The sequence below is a fragment of the Sulfurospirillum diekertiae genome (assembly GCF_002309535.1).
Lineage (GTDB): Bacteria > Campylobacterota > Campylobacteria > Campylobacterales > Sulfurospirillaceae > Sulfurospirillum > Sulfurospirillum diekertiae.
Window position 1 is genome coordinate 243,491 of record NZ_CP023275.1, and the last position, 17,134, is coordinate 260,624.

Here is a 17,134-nt window from a genome sequence, read left to right on the forward strand (position 1 = left end):
TTAACGATTATGGAAGTCTTACACGCATTAAAGTCTGAAATTTCAAAGGTAATCGTTGGTCATTCGAAGCTCATTGACTCGCTGATTATTGCACTGCTCTGTGATGGGCATGTTCTGATTGAAGGTGTTCCAGGACTTGCTAAAACAACAACGATCAATACGCTTGCAAAAGCATTAGGACTCTCCTTTGGCAGAGTTCAATTTACGCCCGATCTTCTTCCGAGTGATATTATAGGCGCCGAAATTTATAACCCAAAAAGTGGTGAATTTGTGGTCAAAAAAGGACCTATTTTTACGAATCTTCTCTTAGCCGATGAGATCAATCGTGCCCCTGCAAAAGTGCAATCAGCTCTTTTAGAGGCGATGCAAGAGTACCAAGTTACGATTGGAGATCAGAGCCTTAAGCTTCCACGTCCTTTTTTCGTGCTAGCTACCCAAAATCCTATCGAATCAACAGGAACGTATAGTTTACCAGAAGCGCAACTAGATCGCTTTATGATGAAACTACTGGTGGGTTACAATACCAAAGAAGAAGAGATACTCATGGCACGCAATGTGGCACTTGGAATACACGAGTCTATTGCGACTGTTTTAAAAAGTACAGAACTTCTATCACTTCAAAATCAACTCAAATCAATTCACATTGATCCACAGATTGAAAACTATATTGCCGATCTTATTTTTGCTTCACGCAAGCCAAAAATGTATGGATTGGTCAAATTAGAAAATTTCATTCGTTTTGGAGCAAGTCCTCGTGCCACGATTGATTTACATAAAGCATCAAGAGCCCATACACTGCTTTTAGGCAGAGATTTTGTAACGCCTGTTGATGTGGCAAGTGTGTGTAAAGAAGTCATGCGTCATCGTATTATTCTCAGTTATGAAGCAGAAGCACAAGGCATCAGTACCGATTCGGTTATTGATACACTGATAGAGACAATTCCTCTTCCTTGATCCGTGCAAACACTCAGCTATAACACCATTATTGCGCGCAGCAAAAAGCATCTCTTTGGCGAGATGGTTGGTTCTAACCCTTCCTCTAAAGAGGGGGATGGATACGACTTTTCACAAATTCGCCCTTACATGTACGGTGACAATGTCAAACGTATTGATTGGAAACAAAGTACCAAAACGGGGCAGATTCAACTTCGTAGTTTTTTTGAAGAAAAAGAGATCACTGTTTATGTTCTAGGCTTAATGAGTGGAAGTATACATTTTGGCATTGACCGTATGAAACAAGAAGTAATGGCAGAAGTAGTTGCACTTTTGGGGTTTAGTGCGATTAAAAATAGCGATTTTTTTTCATTAGCTCTTCTGTCAGACAAACTTTTGTATGAGAGTTTACTCTCCAAAAAAGAAGCAATGATTAGAGAAGCGACCTATAAAACACTTCAAAGTCCCGTAATTGCTCAACAACTGAATTGGAATTTCATCCAACATTACGCACTTCACAGAATTAAAAAACCTTCTTTACTTTTTATCCTCAGTGACTTTTTTGAAATGCCTATCTTGGATGCCATAGCCAAAAAACATTCAGTTGTGGTGATAAAAATACGAGATCATTTTGAAGAAAAACCTACTGCTTTAGGCTCGCTTTCCATTAAAGACCCGACAAGTTTACGTGAAGAAAAAGTTATGCTTGATGCTGCAATAATCAAAGCATATACGGTAAGACAAGAACAATTTGATCAGCACTTACAGGGCTATTTTAAAAAACAAGGCATTGCGCAAATAAGTCTCTATACAAACGAAGATCCCTACATTAAGCTTTCCTCCATTTTAAGGGAAATGTGATGGAATCACTCAAAGATATTAAAGGCTTAGTTTCCATTCCTGATTTTTCATGGATGGTCTTGTTGATTATCATACTGTGCATTTTAGGAATTTTTGGTTGGTTTCTTTGGAAAATAAAGTCTTCTCAAAAGGTATTGACACCCAAAGAGGAAGCTTTAGTAGTTTTGAAAACAGTGAATATGGAAGATGCGAAGGAGTGTGCCTATGCCTTGAGCCAATGGGGAGCTTTGATAGTTGATGATACCAATAGAGCACAGTTTGAAATTTTGCAAGACGAACTTTCCTACTATAAATATCGCTCTTATGAAGCACCCTTAAAGGTGAAAGAAAAAGTGTTGTGGCAAGCGTTTTTAGGGATGAATGATGTTCACGTTTGAGTATCCTTATCTCTTTCTAGGGCTTCTTGTTTTTATCGTTTGTGCCTTTACATGTAAAGAAAAACACAGCACTATTTATATGCCTCATTTACTTTCATTGCCTTTACATGTAAAGACCAATCACTTACACGCTATCCTTAAATGGTTAGGAATAAGTATGCTTTTTACGGCACTTGCTTCACCGGTCATTCAAAGTAAAGAGGAACAATTACGCTTGTCACATTCAATTTTGCTTCTGTTGGATGTGAGTGAATCCATGCATAAAGAGATGTTTGATCGAACAATGATGAAGAGTAAATTTGTTCTCTCTAAGGAATTGGCAGCATCTTTTATTGAAAAGCGAAAGATGGATAACATCGGGGTTATTGTCTTTGGTGATTTTGCCTATGTTGCAACACCTTTGACATACGATTATGAGAGCGCCTCAATGATTGTTCAAAATCTAGAAGAAGGGATTGCAGGAAAAAAAACGGCCATGTATGATGCGCTTTTTTTGGCGACAAGGCTGCTTCAAAACAACAGTGCCAAAGAAAAAGTGGTGGTATTGCTAACCGATGGCTTTAACACGACAGGAAACATCCCTCTTGATGCTGCCTTAAGAGCACTGGAGAGTGAAAAGATCAAAGTGTATGCCATTGGAATTGGACGAGAAGGTGAGTTTGATGAAGGTGTATTGAGCTTACTCGCACAAAAAAGTGGAGGTGCTTTCTTTAAAGCCAATAATGCCAAAACGCTTGAAGAGATTTATACAAAAATTGATGCAATGGAGCAAAGTTTACAACATTCATCAGGAAAATACCACTATCAGTATCTTTACATGTATCCCCTTTTAATAGCTTTTTTGGCACTTTTGGGTTACGGTAAACTTGCATTTAGGCAGAATGTATGCAATTAGAATCACCGTATTTTTTACTTCTTTTGCCACTGTTAGTGCTCTGGTGGAAAATACTTCACAGTCCCAAAGAACATGCCATCTTTTCACAAGAAATTCTTGAGAAGCTATTGGTCGAAAAAAAGAGTGCCTCTCAACAACCTAAATTGTTTTTGGCAGCCCTTATTTTGATGGTAATTGCGCTTGCTCGTCCGACTTTACATGTAAACAAAGAAGCAGCGATTCAAATGCATGTTACGAGTACTTTAGCCATTGCAATCGATATTTCAAATTCGATGCTAGCGCGTGATATTTATCCTTCTCGCTTAGACTTTTCCAAGGTTGCTGTTCAGAAGATTTTTGAGAAACTTGATGGTTTTAAATTTGCACTTCTTGCCTTCTCGAATGATGGCTATTTGGTAGCACCACTCAGTGAAGATAGGGCAAGTTTAAATTTTTTGCTCAAACATCTCAGCACCGAAACATTGAGTAGCGAAGGTAGTTCCATTCCTTCGGCGATCCTTTCTGCACAAAAAATATTTGTTCCTTTAAAAGAGGGTAACAAAGAGCTTTTGATCATCACGGATGGTGCTGATGGTGATAAAATTGAAGAGGCGATTGCGCTTGCCAACGATGAGCAGATACATGTTTATCTTCTGCTCGTTGGTACAACACAGGGTGCTGTGATTTATAGGGCAAAAGATAAAGGTGAAGCACTCAAGGATCAAAAAGGCAATATTGTCATCACCAAGCGTGCAGACAGTATGAAAGAATTGGCGCTCAAGACAGGAGGCGCTTACGTGACAACCAGTGGTGATCTGAGCGAAATACCATGGTTGTCTGAGCAAATTGCACTGAAAGCTTCCAAACAAAGCGTTCAAAAAGAGCAACCTTATGAAGCGATTGAGCTTTTTTATTACTTTTTGGGGATGGCGTTAATGTTGCTTTTTTTTGCATTTCACGCTTTACATGTAAAACGCTTAATGCCTCTTATTATGCTATTGTTAGGTACTTCTCCTGCACACAGTGGTATTTTGGATTGGTGGGAAATTGAACAAGCTAAAAATGCCTATGAAAAAGGCTCTTACGATAAATCTGTACGTTTGTATGAAAATGTGAAAGCTGCCAAACAGAGTGATGCTTCTGCTTACAATCTTGCCAATGCTCTGTATAAAGCGAAACAATATGAGCAGGCGCTACATCTTTATGAAGGGATTCAGGAGGAGACACTGCAACGCCAAGTATTACACAACCAAGGCAATTCCTTGACGCAATTAGGACGAATTGATGATGCGATCAAGGTCTATGAAAAAGCATTAAGTATAGAAGAAGATGAAGATACACGCTATAATTTAGAGTACCTCAAGCAACAAAAAGATCAAAAGTCGCAAGAACAAAATCAGTCAGAAGAGTCACCGCAACACGAACAACAAGAGCCTCAAAAAGAGAATCACAATAACGAAAAAAACAAAGATAAAATTTCACCTAAACCTATGGATGAGCAAGAAGCCAAAAAATGGGAACGAGCACTGATGCAAAAAGAGCCTGTAACCAAACCAGTCATACTGTATAAAAGCAATAAAATGGAGAACAATAATGCGATTGCGTGGTAGTTTAGGGCTGTTTTTTATCTTAACACTTGAGCTTTTTGGAGCACATGCTTTTTTACTGCAACCTTCTATTGAACAAGGAGAAAGTGTCACATTGGTGTTAAGCGCTAAGGGGGAGAGTATTAAATTTCCTACGATAGATCAGATTGATGGTTTTACAGTCGTTTCGCATCAAAATCGCCAAAGTATTGAACTGAATAATGGAGTTGTTACGAAACAGCTTGATCACTACGTGACATTTTATCCAGATCGCAATGTTACAATTCCTGCATATGAGGTTATCGTAGATGGCAAAAAAGAGTTGACAGAGTCACTTCACTTACCGTTCGTACAAAAAGTTGTCACAAGCGCGCACAAAGAACCTTTTTCTTTCGAAATGAAAGTTTCCAATACAACACCTATGCGTCATGAAGGGGTGAAACTCTCTTTTATTTTCAAACGTAACAAAAATGAGAATTTAGTGGATATGCGCTTTTTAAAGCCGACATTGGAAGGATTTTGGGTCAAAGAGGTGGGTAAAGATAATCCACACGTTGAAGGTGATGATGTCGTGCATACCGTTCAATATATGATTTATCCGCAAAAGAGTGGAGAGCAACACATTGTCCCAGCAAAAATTGAGATTGCAAGGCAGGTTGCTTCACGTGAGATGTTTATCAATCAAATTCAGTGGAAGAGCATTAGCTCAAACGATCTTACATTACATGTAAAGCCTCTGGAAGGTGCGGATCTTTTGGGCGAATTCGCGATGGAGATGCAAATTGATAAAGAAGAAATTACCTCCAATGAAGCGCTAAATGTGATTGTAAAGATTACAGGAGAGGGCAATTTTGATGATATTGAACCTTTTACACTCAATCTTCCCAATGCAACGGTTTTTAGCGATACCCCAAAGGTAACAACATGGATGGAAGGCGAAAAACTCAAAGGTGAATTTGTTCAAAAATTTGCCATTAATGCGCAGAAATCTTTTGAAATTGCACCATTACAATTACGTTTTTATCATCTTTCAAGAAAGCATATTGAAAGTGTTGCTACAGATGCTAAAATTATTAAAGTTCTTGGAGAAACAGTTTCTTCTCCATCAGAAAAAGGTGTTGCTGAAGAAGAAAAAATTTATACGGAGATGCCTATAAAATGGCAATTTGATCTACGTAGCTTTGCTTTTGGTCTAGGAGGCGCTACATTAGTGGTTCTATTGGTAGGAGTTTTATATCGGTTTAAAAAAATTAAAATTATCCCTCGCAGAATGCAGCAAAGAGATGTATTGCAAAAATTATTGAAATATCAAAGTCAAAATGAGGCAGTCGATTGTTGGATAGAAAAACTGGAAGCCAATCTTTACAGGGGTGGGAAACACCCCATTAATCGTAAAGCTATTGATACGTTATTAGAGGATCTTGTGTAGGGTCGTGGCTTTACTCATCCACGCCTCAAGCCCTCTCCAGTCCTCTTCTTCAATCATTTTTTTTGACTTTTCGAGCTCTTGTTCAAAGACCTCAATAGAACTTAAAAGGTTGGTTTTGTTTTGTCTAAAAATATCAGACCACATTTGAGGCGAGCTTTTTGCCACACGACTCATATCTCTAAAACCACCAGCGGCGAGGGCTAAAATACTCTTAGGATCTTCTTGTCCCATAACACTATTTGCCAACGCATAACTAATAACATGGGGAAGATGCGATATAAACGAAGCATGCGCATCATGTGAAATAGGATCCATAAAGACAATTTTCATGCCAATATGTGAGAACATCTGAATGGCTCGGTTTTTATGCAGGTCATTGCTGTTATCCGTGTCGCATAAAACAACGACTTTATCATGATAGAGATTTTGAATAGCAGCGCTTGGACCAAACTTCTCCGTTCCTGTCATGGGGTGTGCAGCAATAAAATTAGAGCGAATAGACTCAGGAACAGAAGCTACAATTTCCGCCTTGGTGCTTCCTAAATCAATAATCGTTGTTGTATCCTGCACATCTTTCAAGTCTTGAAGTGCTTTGATAATCCCTCCAACAGGAATAGCAAGAAAAATAACATCACAGGTTTTAATTTCTGCAAAAGAGACAATATCGTGAACGAGTCCTAGTTTTAATGCCTCTTCACAGTGACTCAAGTTATGGTCAAATCCGACAATTTTAGAGACCAGTTTTGTATTTTGAAGTGCTAATCCTAAAGAGCCTCCCATTAACCCTAATCCAACAATTCCAACAACCATTTTTAATCCTTATTTTAGACATCTTGATGTATCAAAGAATAGCCTTATTATGGGTTTAATAGGCACTTAATTCTAGAGATGGTATTATATTCAAAATATCTAAAAAAATAAATTTTAGGGCTAATCAGTATGAAAAAAATAACTGCGTTGTCTCTTGTCGTTGCGACTTCATTGTTCGCAGCTCCGTTAAAAAGCCTCCAATTTGATGGTTTGATCCACCTCTCTCCTGAGATGGCTTCAGAAATGATCGACATGAGAGCAGGTGATTCTGTCGACATGGAAAAGATCGATAAAGCGGTTAAAACGCTTTATAAACAAAATTATTTCGAAGATGTTTGGATTGAAGAGGTAGGCGAAGGCGCTCTTGTTGTTCACGTCAAAGAAAAACCTGTCATTGCAAAAATTGATCTTGTAGGCATTAGTGATAGTGATAAAGATGAAATAAATAAACTTATTGGTATCAAAAAAGGTGAAGTATATGATGTTGAGCGTGCAGAAGCTTCAAAACTAAAAATTATCAAATTTTACGAAGATAAAGGCTATTTTGATACTGTTGTTGAGTCTAAAACAACGCCACTTACTGAAAAACTTTCGATTTCCCTTGACTTTGTTATTAATCGTGGTGAAAATGTAGTGATTAAAAAAGTAACTTTATGCGGTTCAAAAGCTCTTAGCTATAACGATGTTGAGCCAAATATTGCCAATAAATCTGAAGAGTGGCTACCTTGGATGTGGGGCTTTAATGATGGAAAGCTTAGAACAAGTGATATAGAGCATGATTCCGCACGTATTAAAGATACCTATATGCAAAAAGGTTATCTTGACTGTGATGTAAGCCAACCGTTCTTAAAAACATATTTGGATAGTTATACGGCTGATTTGGTTTACAATGTTAATGAGGGTGAACAGTATAAAGTGGGTACGATTGGTATTGAAATTCCGGAAGGATTTATTGATGTCCAAGCGGTCATTGCAGAGATGAATCTTCAAAATGGTAAAGTCTTTAATGTATCAAAATTACGTAAAGATATGACGTTGATTGAAACTAAGGTAGCAGACCAAGGTTATGCCTTTGTAAAAATTGTTCCTGATGTCAAAAATGACAAAGAAAACCATATTGCTAATATTACCTATCGTGTTATGCCTGGTGAAAAAGTTTATATCAATAACGTCAGAATTTCAGGAAATAGTAGAACAATCGATAGAGTTGTTCGACGTGAAATTTATTTAGCGAATGGTGATATGTACAGCCGAACAGATGTCGATGATACAAAAAAAGCACTCAAACGTACAGGCTATTTTGAAGATGTAGAGATTAAAGAAGAGCGTATTAGCAAAGATAGAATGGATATTGTTGTTAATGTTAAAGAAGCTTCCACAGGATCGATTGGTGGTGGTATTGGTTATGGTTCATCCGATGGACTTCTTTTAAGTGCAAGTGTTTCTGATGGTAATATTTTTGGATCAGGCTTAAGAGCTGGTATTGATGTAGAACGATCTGATAGTGAGCTTAACGGTGCAATTTCTTTAGCCAATCCACGTCTATTTGATTCCGTCTATAGCCTTAGTGGAAAGATTTACGGTGCGGACAATACCTATTACTATTACGATCAAAAGAAATATGGTATCAATGTTGTTTTAGGTCGCAAAATCGCTCGTAACTGGGGAGTATCACTCGGCTACATCATAGAACAGGATAAACTTTCAAATCTTACCAATGAACTTCAACCCTACAAAAATATTTTATGGACAGATGAAACAACGATTAAAAGTTCTGTTGTCCCTGGTATCTCTTTTAACAATACGGATGATTATTATCTTCCACGTAGTGGTATATCAGCAAGTTCAAGTTTAGAGATTGCTGGACTTGGCGGAGATGAAAAGTTTATGAGCAGTGTCAATAAATTTGCAACCTATTATGGTTTGCAAGATCTGATTGATTATGACCTTATTTTACGTTATAAAGCGCAGTTTAAATACCTTGCTATTAACTCAGCGGATGAAAAATACTCTTATGGTGAAAAATACTATATGGGTGGTATCCGAACAGTTCGTGGATACGAGTCAAATTCACTTTCGCCAAAACTGAGTGGTACAGATATCTTAATTGGTGGTAATACGATGTTAGTTAATACCGTAGAAGCCAGCTTCCCTTTGGTTGAGAGACTAAAGATGCGTGGAGCAATTTTCTTTGACTATGGTATGATTGGTGAAGATAATCTCGATATCAAGCGCGGTGGTACGGGTGTAGCCTTAGAGTGGATTTCACCACTAGGTCCTATTGGATTGGTATTCTCCCAACCCGTTATGGATGAGACAGGTGATAAAAAAGCTTCCTTTGAATTTACAATCGGACAAAAATTTTAATCTAATAATATAACGGGAGTTCAAAAACTCCCGTTAATCTTCATAACTACTTCAAATACTTTTTTCTACTTAATAATGATTGCAAAAGAGGCAGGTTTTATAAGCTGTTTGATCTGCTCATGTGCTAAGAAAAGTTTTTTTTCTGCTTGAATAGTCAGTGTATGATTTTGATAGCTAAAGACGATTTTACTACGACTCATATCGCTATTGATTGCTTTTGAAAGAGCCAGTAGAAAACTAAGCCATTGTACCGTTTGAATATCTGGTAAAAGCGCTTTATACGTATTCATATCTTCTTCACTTGGAAGCTTATTAACATGGTATTTGACAAGCATTGCAATGAGTATTTTTTGTTCGTGTGAAAAGCCATAGTTGAGATTATTGAGAATAAAATAAAAACTATGCATTTGATTTTGATAGAAACCCAATTTGATACCAATATTTAAAAGTTCTGCTGCAACACTAAGTTCCCATTTATATTTTGCAGGTATATTATGGATAGGAGATAGCGTATCAAAAAGAAGGTTTGCAACTTTTTTAATATAGAGATTCTCGTCTTCTACAATTGAAAAACGATCCTTAAAACTTCGAAGACTGAGTTTGAAGTCAGGATTGAATTTATGCTTAGAAGAGCGTAAAAGATCACATAAATAAGCACCTTCCCTAATACCTGCACCACTTGTAATCATTTTTTGGCATCCGAGTTTTTGGAGAATGGATTGAAAAATGATACATCCTTCACGCATCGTATCGTATCGATCTTTACGCACTCCTAGAACTTTTAGTCCTAAGACATCAGAACTCACAATGGCATTAACAAAAGAGGCGTGAGTAGCTATGTCATACTCAAAGCCATGTACCGTTTTAAGAGGGTAGTTAGTGCGTTCCATAATGATTTTAGAAAGCGACCGGAGAGTCCCACCTATGCCAATCATATCATTACATGTAAAGTGTTCAGGAATTTTTTCAAGCTCTTTATAAATAAAAGAGCGAATATCTGTTAGTGGAATTTTTTTATCAAAAAAGAGTTCTTTAAGTCTAACGGTACCAATATTAAGAGAAATTGTATCAACAATGATGCCATTTTCAATTCTGGCAAGTTCTGTTGAACCTCCACCGATATCAATTGTGACAGCATCTTTCATTTCTTTAAGGTAATTGAGCGCACCAACTGCACCATAATAAGCCTCTTTTGTCCCTTCAATAACTTTAATATTAATATTAAGCTCGTTATGTATTTGATTGATAAAGGTGCTTGCATTGGGAGCGTCTCTGAGTGCTGATGTTGCAATGCAGAGAACTTTATTGCACTTAAACCCTTTGATAATATGGCCAAACTCTTCAAGTGTTGTAAAAGCACGCTTCAGAGCAGGCTCTTGCAACACACCACCAAAATTATAGGCACCTTCACCAATACGGACACGACTTTTCGTCTCGTCAATGAGGTGGAAAGCAAAACGGCTACTTTTCTCAAAGATTGCCATTCTTGCAGAATTAGATCCTATATCAATGATGGCTGTGCGTTTTGACATTAATTGTCGCTGCTGAGCTGTTCGTATTTTAGCTTTAACTCTTCAACACTTTCAATATTGTCAGGATCTGCAACAATGCATTCAACTGGGCATACAGAAATACAAGCTGGTTCATCATAGTGTCCTACACATTCTGTACAAACATCGGGATCGATGATATAAATAGGATCTGACTCCTCAATAGCACCATTTGGACACTCATCGCGACATGCGTCACAAGCGATACATTCATCTGTAATCATTAAAGACATGCTTATTTTCCTTCATTTAAAGTAAAATTTATTGACGAGTTTATACACTAAAAATACTTTAACGAAATTTAAAGCGAGCGTTTACGAAGAGGAAGTAGTAATGTGGCAATGGTTCCTTTGGTATCTTCTCTATTTTTAAGAGTTATTTTTGCTCCTAAAGCATCAGCTGCATTTTTAGCAAGGAAAAGCCCAAGTCCTGCACCTGTCTGATTTCCATAACGTTTAAAAGGCGCAAAAAGATCTTTACTCTCATCAATACCAATGCCTTCATCAATGACACAGACAAAGAAACCTTCTTTTGTTAGGTAGGCTTGAATCGTAATATTTCCTTCTTTAGGCGTAAACTTGATGGCATTTTGAACAAAATTTTGTAAAATATGCATAAGAAGTGTCGGCTGAATCGTAATCTTATAGCTTATGGGAACAATATCTTCAATGATATTTTTTTCTTCCATTTTGGCTAAGATAGTATAATTATTGATCTGTTCTTTTAAAAAGGCGATCAGGTCAATTTCTATAGGTTTCTCAAATTGTGCACCTTCTTGTCTTCCAATCTCTAAAATATTGCTAATCATTTTGTTCATATCATTAATTGTTTGGTTATTACTTTTGAGGGTATCAATATACTTTTCATTCTCTCTTGGCTTTAAAAGGGTTACTTCATTTTTGGTTTTCATAACAGCCAATGGGGTTTTAAGTTCATGCGCAGCACCAATGAAAAGTTCTTTCTGAGAATTGACAAAGATTTGAATTCGCTCAACCAATTTATTGATACTGACACCTAACGGTTGAAATTCACTTGGCAATTTTTGGGTATCGAACATTTGTAAAAAATTTTCATTCATGCTTGCTAATTTATTAGTTAAAGAACGTATGGGTAAAACGAGCATACGTGAGAGAAATAGGGCATAAAAGAGGATCAAAAAGATAGCGGTTAGGTTAATAATAAGAATATTTTTAAGAATTTTATTGAGCAAAATATCGGTATTGGAAATATCTTTAGTGATGGAAATAAAATAATGTTCGCGTTTTTCTAAAGGATAATAGATCGTCAGGAATTTTTGGTCATCTTTTTCACTGTGCTCGAAGGACGGGACATTGCCTTGATTAACACGAATGGCTATGGTAACTTGTACATCATTAGGATTATTAATTGAACTTAATGATGGATCAAAAATATTGATACCCATACGCTCAATGGAGCTGGTACGAGATGTAGCAATAATTTGGGCTTGTTTGGTAAGTTCTTGTGTAATATCTTCAAAAATAGAAATTTTGATGTAGTTGTAAAGAATGACGGAGAAGATTACAATCAGTGTCGCCGAAGCGGACACCAATTGTAATATAAAACTTTCTCTTATACTTTTTTGGGAAAGCAAAATCTATAACCTCTTCGTCTTACTGTCTCAATGGTTGAGATTTCTAATGGTTTGTCCATTTTTTGACGAATTTGGTTAATTGCAACTTCAATAACATTCGGTGTTACAAGCTCGGGCTCTTCCCAAATAGCATCAAGGAGTTGTTCTTTGGAAACAATTTGATCGCTGTGACGAGCAAGGTGCGTTAGCACTTCAAATGGTTTACCTTTAAGTTCAATCTCTTGACCTTTGTAGGTAATTTTTTCTTCATCAGGATCGATGGTAAGATCATCAATTTTGATCACATTGGTACCACCAAAACGAAGACGTGCTTCGATACGAGCGACTAAGATATCAAAATCAAATGGTTTACGGATATAGTCATCAGCACCTGCTTTAAGGGCTTTGATTTCGCTCTCTTTGTCATCTTTTGCAGAGATAATCACTGCAGCCGTTCGAGGAGATTTTTGTTTAATGAGGTTGATAAGATCAACACCATCACCATCTGGAAGCATCCAATCTGTTAAAACGAGGTCATAATTACGAATACCAATGTAGTATTCTGCATCTTTGTAATTTTCAGAGCTGTCGGTTTGGTACCCGAACTCTTGTAAGCCTTCAGCAATGGTCTTATTGAGGGTTACTTCATCTTCAACGATTAAAATTCGCATTATAAATTCCTTAGTTGCTAAAATTTAAACGGGATTATAGCATAATTTTAGCTAGATTTAAAGTTTTTTTAATTAAATTTTAATTTTTGGTGTAGTCAACCGTGTGAGAAACCCCAACCATCGCATTTGACAAAATATCAGGTTTAAAGATTTTTAATTTAATTTTAGACATTTGAGGATAGAGAATTTTGAGTTTTTGACTTAAGTCTATGAGCGCATCTTCCAGTAAAAGATAGCGCAGTTGATTCATTTCCGTCTCTAAAAAAGCAGAAACTTTGGCATAATCAATCACATTATTACCATCGTAATCATACGAAATCTTTACATGTAAAACAACTTTTTGAGACGTGTGGCGCTCTTTTTCAAGAATCCCCACGATCGTTTCAAACGTTAGATTTTCAATAATAATTTGCATTAGATCACTTTAGATTCTTTGCCCTGAAAGAGTCTAATAATGTTAGGAATATGCTTGTACACAATCAAAAAAGCGATGATAAAAATAGGTGCATGCGTTTTAATGCCTTCAAGCTCTGGATGAATAATAAATGAGGCAACAATCAAAGCCACAAGTGCGAGCAAGGATGATAACGAAGAGATTTTAAGCACTTTGCCCACGACAAACCATGTTACAAAAGCAATCGCAGTTTCAATAGGCAACATCACAAACAGCACTCCAGCACCTGTTGCAACGCCTTTTCCCCCTCAAACTTTAGATAAGGACTATAACAATGTCCAATAATAGCAAAAATTGCAATCGCCCAAAGTGTCTCAATGCTTAGACCAATGAATTTACCGACTAGAAGTAAAGCAATGCCTTTTAATGCATCTAAAACAACCGTTGCAATAGCCAATTTTTTCGCCAGCTTCGGATTGGATTCTTTTAAAACGCGAAGTACATTGGTTGCCCCAATACTTCCACTTCCTGCCTCTCTGATGTCTTGACCTGTAAAAAGTTTTGCAAGCAATAAACCAAAGGGAATACCGCCAATAAGATAGCTTAAAATATAAAATTGAACGTTGATATTAAAGAGAAAGTCCACCCAGTATCCTTCATTAAAGTTGACACAGTATAGCAATAATTTTGTTATTATTCCTTTAACGCTATAATGACTTTTTCCGATAGAACGAAAGGAATTGAGATTGGATAATCACACATTAAAAAAAGAAATTTTAAAACTCAAACACGAGTTACATGTAAGTATTGTGGCACACTTTTACCAAAAAGATGAAGTTTTTGAACTAGCAGATTTTTCTGGAGATTCTCTTCAACTTGCTCAATGGGCAGCAAAAGATACCAATCCTTATTTGGTCTTTTGCGGCGTAGGATTCATGGGACAGAGTGTTAAAATTTTAGCACCTGAAAAACGTGTATTCATGCCTAAAATTGCTTGTTGTGCAATGGCGCGTATGATAGATGTGGATTATTTCGATCAAAATGTGGCTCTTTTAGAAAAAGCAGGCATTAAAAAAGAAGATATTTTACCCGTCACATACATTAATTCCTCTGCTGATGTTAAAGCAGCTGTCGGTAAAATGAACGGTTATGTGTGTACCAGTTCTAATGCTAAAAAAATCATTATGAAGGCGCTTGAGAGTCATAAAAAGATTTTATTTGTTCCTGATCGTTGTTTAGGACAGAATATAGCCAAAGAAATGGGGCTAAAATCGTGTGTAGTAGGTGATGGAAATGATCCTAAAGAGGCCGATATTTTATGTTATAACGGATTTTGTTCCGTCCATCAGCTCTTTGATGTGGATGATATTGCTTTTTACCGTGCGAAATACCCTGATATTTTAATCGTCACACATCCAGAGTGTAAGCCTGAAGTATGTGATCTCTCTGATTTCGTGGGATCTACCAGCCAGATTATTGATTATGTCAAAAAACTCCCAAGTGAACAAAAAGTGGCCATTGGAACCGAATACAATATGATTAAGCGATTACGCACAGAAAATACGTATGTACTCTCCTCCTCAAAACCCGAATGTCCAACAATGAATGAGACGACGTTGCAAGATGTTTACAACGTCCTTTTAAGCATCAAAGAAGAGCGCTTTGAAAATGAAATAACGATTTTAGAAGAGACCCGAAAATGGGCGCATACTGCTTTGAATAGGATGTTTGAATTATGATTAAAAAGTTTGTTAAAAAAGCACTTGAAGAAGATGTTGGCAGAGGTGATCTTTTTTCATTGGTGGGAAAAGATAGCTTTGCAAGTGCTAATATTATCTGTAAAGATAGGGGTGTTTTTGCGGGAAAGCCTTATGTTAAGGCACTGTGTAAGATGAATAAACTGGATGTCACCTTTTATTTTGAAGATGGCGATACGCTTCAAAAAGGGGATGTGGTTGCTTTAATTGAAGGGAAATCTAAAAATATTTTGCGTTGCGAACGTACGATTTTGAATCTCATGCAACATGCAAGCGGTATTGCAACCAATGTGGCACGTTATAAAAAAATGCTTGAAGGTTATGCGCTTAAACTGTTGGATACACGCAAAACAAGACCACATTTGCGAATTTTTGAAAAATATGCGATTCGTTGCGGTGGAGGAAATAACCACCGAATGGGCTTAGATGATTGTTTAATGATTAAAGATACGCATCTTAAAACGATTGATGATTTGAAAATTTTTATTGTGGAAGCTAGAGAAAAACTTCCCTTTACATGTAAAATCGAAATTGAGTCTGAAGATGTTGAATTTGCGAAGTTTGCAATGCAATGTGGCGCTGATATTGTGATGTGTGACAATATGTCGCATGAGGACATTCAAGCCGTTGTTGCTTATAAAAATAACCATTTTCCGCATGTACTTTTGGAAGCTAGCGGCAATATTACCCAAGAAAACATCGTAGCGTATGCTAAAACAGGTGTGGATGCGATTAGCAGTGGAAGTTTGATTCATCAAGCGGTTTGGCTTGATTTTTCCATGAAAATTACCCATAAAACCGTGATCTAACCTAGGAATAGTGCACTGTGGCTGATGATCAAGAAAAGACCGAAGAAGCCAGTTCCAAAAAGATAGAAGATGCCAGAAACGATGGCAATGTCCCCAAAAGTCAAGATACAAGCGCTTTTATAACGCTCATTGTCGCGTTGGCTGTTTTTTTAGTGATGTTTCCATGGATAGAATCGCGCACCGTGTATCTTTATCGTTATTATCACTCTCTTATGGGCGTTGAAATTACCAAAGAGGTGACACTTCAGCTTTCCATCATCTCCTTTCGAGAAATTATTTTTATGGTGATTCCTTTAGCCTTAGCCGTTTCCGTGGCTGGAGTTTTAGCCAATGTTTTACAAACGGGTCTTATTTTTACAACGAAACCCTTGATACCAGATTTTAGCAAGATTGACCCTATGAAGGGACTAAAAAACCTTTTTTCGATGAAAAAATTGGTTGAGACGCTGAAAATTATTATTAAAGTAGGAATGATATTGTGGGTTTGTTATTATTTTCTACTTTCGTTTACCAAAGAGCTTCCAACCGTTATAGCGTTCCCTTTGTATGAACAAATGGGATGGTTAAAACATAAAATGATTATTCTCATTTCCGTCATTTTAATTCTTTTCCTCGTTTTAGCACTGGCCGATCTTTTGTTTGTCCGTTTTTCTTATTTTAAGAGTTTACGTATGAGTAAACAAGAAATGAAAGATGAGTATAAGCAAATGGAAGGTGATCCTAAGATTAAAGCTAAGATCAGACAAATTCAAATGCAAATGACCAAAAAAAGGATGATGCAAGAAATCCCACAAGCCGATGTTATTATTACAAATCCAACCCATTACGCTATTGCAATTCGGTACAATCAAGACAAGGAAGCTGCTCCAAAAGTCATTGCTAAAGGGACGGATTTTATGGCTTTGCGTATTAAAGAGATTGCGATGAATTACAACATTCAAATTGTTGAAAACCCACCACTGGCAAGGGAACTCTATAAAAAGTGCAATTTGGGTGATATTATTCCTGAAAATCTCTATAAAGCAGTGGCTGAAGTATTGGCGTTTGTTTATAAAAGTTCGAATAAATCGCGCTAAAGAACATCAATAACTTTTCAGTCAAAATTAAGTATAATCAGCGCTTTAT

General features: G+C 36.9%; 16 protein-coding genes and 1 pseudogene. 10 read left to right on the forward strand and 7 right to left on the reverse strand.

What is annotated here, in order from left to right; all coding sequences use genetic code 11:
- Positions 1-6 precede the first annotated feature (6 nt).
- Genes SJPD1_RS01325 through SJPD1_RS01350 form a run of 6 tightly spaced genes read left to right on the forward strand, consistent with a single transcriptional unit; the run spans position 7 to position 6,060 of the window.
- Entirely contained in the window at positions 7-954 is a 948-nt protein-coding gene (locus tag SJPD1_RS01325; RefSeq protein ID WP_096045624.1) for an AAA family ATPase, read from the forward strand.
- Positions 955-957: 3 nt separating this feature from the next.
- Positions 958-1,794, forward strand: coding sequence for a DUF58 domain-containing protein (locus tag SJPD1_RS01330; protein WP_096045625.1), 837 nt, complete (start codon positions 958-960; stop codon positions 1,792-1,794).
- Positions 1,794-2,171, forward strand: coding sequence for a hypothetical protein (locus tag SJPD1_RS01335; RefSeq protein ID WP_096045626.1), 378 nt, complete (start codon positions 1,794-1,796; stop codon positions 2,169-2,171). Before SJPD1_RS01330 ends, SJPD1_RS01335 begins: the two co-directional genes overlap by 1 nt.
- Positions 2,158-3,066, forward strand: a complete 909-nt coding sequence (locus SJPD1_RS01340) for a VWA domain-containing protein (RefSeq protein WP_168171303.1) — start codon at positions 2,158-2,160, stop codon at positions 3,064-3,066. Before SJPD1_RS01335 ends, SJPD1_RS01340 begins: the two co-directional genes overlap by 14 nt.
- A complete protein-coding gene (locus SJPD1_RS01345) occupies positions 3,057-4,655 on the forward strand; it encodes a VWA domain-containing protein (protein ID WP_096045628.1) in 1,599 nt (532 codons plus the stop codon). The genes SJPD1_RS01340 and SJPD1_RS01345 overlap by 10 nt, the downstream gene beginning before the upstream one ends.
- On the forward strand, positions 4,639-6,060 hold the full coding sequence (locus SJPD1_RS01350) for a BatD family protein (RefSeq protein ID WP_096045629.1): 1,422 nt from the start codon (positions 4,639-4,641) through the stop codon (positions 6,058-6,060). Before SJPD1_RS01345 ends, SJPD1_RS01350 begins: the two co-directional genes overlap by 17 nt.
- On the opposite strand, the gene SJPD1_RS01355 is transcribed toward SJPD1_RS01350, so the two are convergent.
- Positions 6,043-6,870 (reverse strand): prephenate dehydrogenase, encoded by an 828-nt coding sequence (locus SJPD1_RS01355; protein ID WP_096045630.1) that lies wholly within the window; start codon positions 6,868-6,870, stop codon positions 6,043-6,045. The two genes, SJPD1_RS01350 and SJPD1_RS01355, sit on opposite strands and share 18 nt — an antisense overlap.
- A 129-nt stretch (positions 6,871-6,999) precedes the next feature.
- Here SJPD1_RS01355 and bamA point away from each other — a divergent pair, with 129 nt between their 5' ends.
- A complete protein-coding gene (gene bamA / locus SJPD1_RS01360; RefSeq protein ID WP_096045631.1) occupies positions 7,000-9,237 on the forward strand; it encodes an outer membrane protein assembly factor BamA in 2,238 nt (745 codons plus the stop codon).
- 65 nt (positions 9,238-9,302) lie between these two features.
- Here the strand turns inward: bamA and SJPD1_RS01365 are convergent, their stop codons facing one another.
- The 6 genes and pseudogenes from SJPD1_RS01365 to plsY all read right to left on the reverse strand — a co-directional run bounded on the left by SJPD1_RS01365 (position 9,303) and on the right by plsY (position 14,089).
- Positions 9,303-10,769: a Ppx/GppA phosphatase family protein gene (locus tag SJPD1_RS01365; RefSeq protein WP_096045632.1), complete on the reverse strand. Its 1,467-nt coding sequence runs from the start codon at positions 10,767-10,769 to the stop codon at positions 9,303-9,305.
- Entirely contained in the window at positions 10,769-11,020 is a 252-nt protein-coding gene (locus SJPD1_RS01370; protein WP_087437548.1) for a YfhL family 4Fe-4S dicluster ferredoxin, read from the reverse strand. Before SJPD1_RS01370 ends, SJPD1_RS01365 begins: the two co-directional genes overlap by 1 nt.
- Positions 11,021-11,088: 68 nt before the next feature.
- Positions 11,089-12,399, reverse strand: a complete 1,311-nt coding sequence (locus SJPD1_RS01375) for a sensor histidine kinase (RefSeq protein ID WP_096045633.1) — start codon at positions 12,397-12,399, stop codon at positions 11,089-11,091.
- A complete protein-coding gene (gene hsrA / locus SJPD1_RS01380; protein ID WP_012856039.1) occupies positions 12,378-13,049 on the reverse strand; it encodes a homeostatic response regulator transcription factor HsrA in 672 nt (223 codons plus the stop codon). The genes SJPD1_RS01375 and hsrA overlap by 22 nt, the downstream gene beginning before the upstream one ends.
- 79 nt (positions 13,050-13,128) lie before the next feature.
- Entirely contained in the window at positions 13,129-13,464 is a 336-nt protein-coding gene (locus tag SJPD1_RS01385) for a dihydroneopterin aldolase (protein ID WP_096045634.1), read from the reverse strand.
- Positions 13,464-14,089: pseudogene (gene plsY / locus SJPD1_RS01390) on the reverse strand (glycerol-3-phosphate 1-O-acyltransferase PlsY). Before plsY ends, SJPD1_RS01385 begins: the two are co-directional and overlap by 1 nt.
- A gap of 94 nt (positions 14,090-14,183) precedes the next feature.
- Here plsY and nadA point away from each other — a divergent pair.
- The 3 genes from nadA to flhB are packed head-to-tail and all read left to right on the forward strand — an operon-like array spanning position 14,184 to position 17,085.
- Positions 14,184-15,182, forward strand: a complete 999-nt coding sequence (gene nadA / locus SJPD1_RS01395) for a quinolinate synthase NadA (protein ID WP_420855352.1) — start codon at positions 14,184-14,186, stop codon at positions 15,180-15,182.
- Complete coding sequence (gene nadC, locus SJPD1_RS01400; protein ID WP_096045636.1) at positions 15,179-16,009, forward strand: carboxylating nicotinate-nucleotide diphosphorylase; 831 nt, start codon at positions 15,179-15,181, stop codon at positions 16,007-16,009. The genes nadA and nadC overlap by 4 nt, the downstream gene beginning before the upstream one ends.
- Positions 16,010-16,026: 17 nt before the next feature.
- On the forward strand, positions 16,027-17,085 hold the full coding sequence (flhB, locus tag SJPD1_RS01405) for a flagellar biosynthesis protein FlhB (RefSeq protein ID WP_096045637.1): 1,059 nt from the start codon (positions 16,027-16,029) through the stop codon (positions 17,083-17,085).
- The last annotated feature ends 49 nt before the right edge of the window (positions 17,086-17,134 follow it).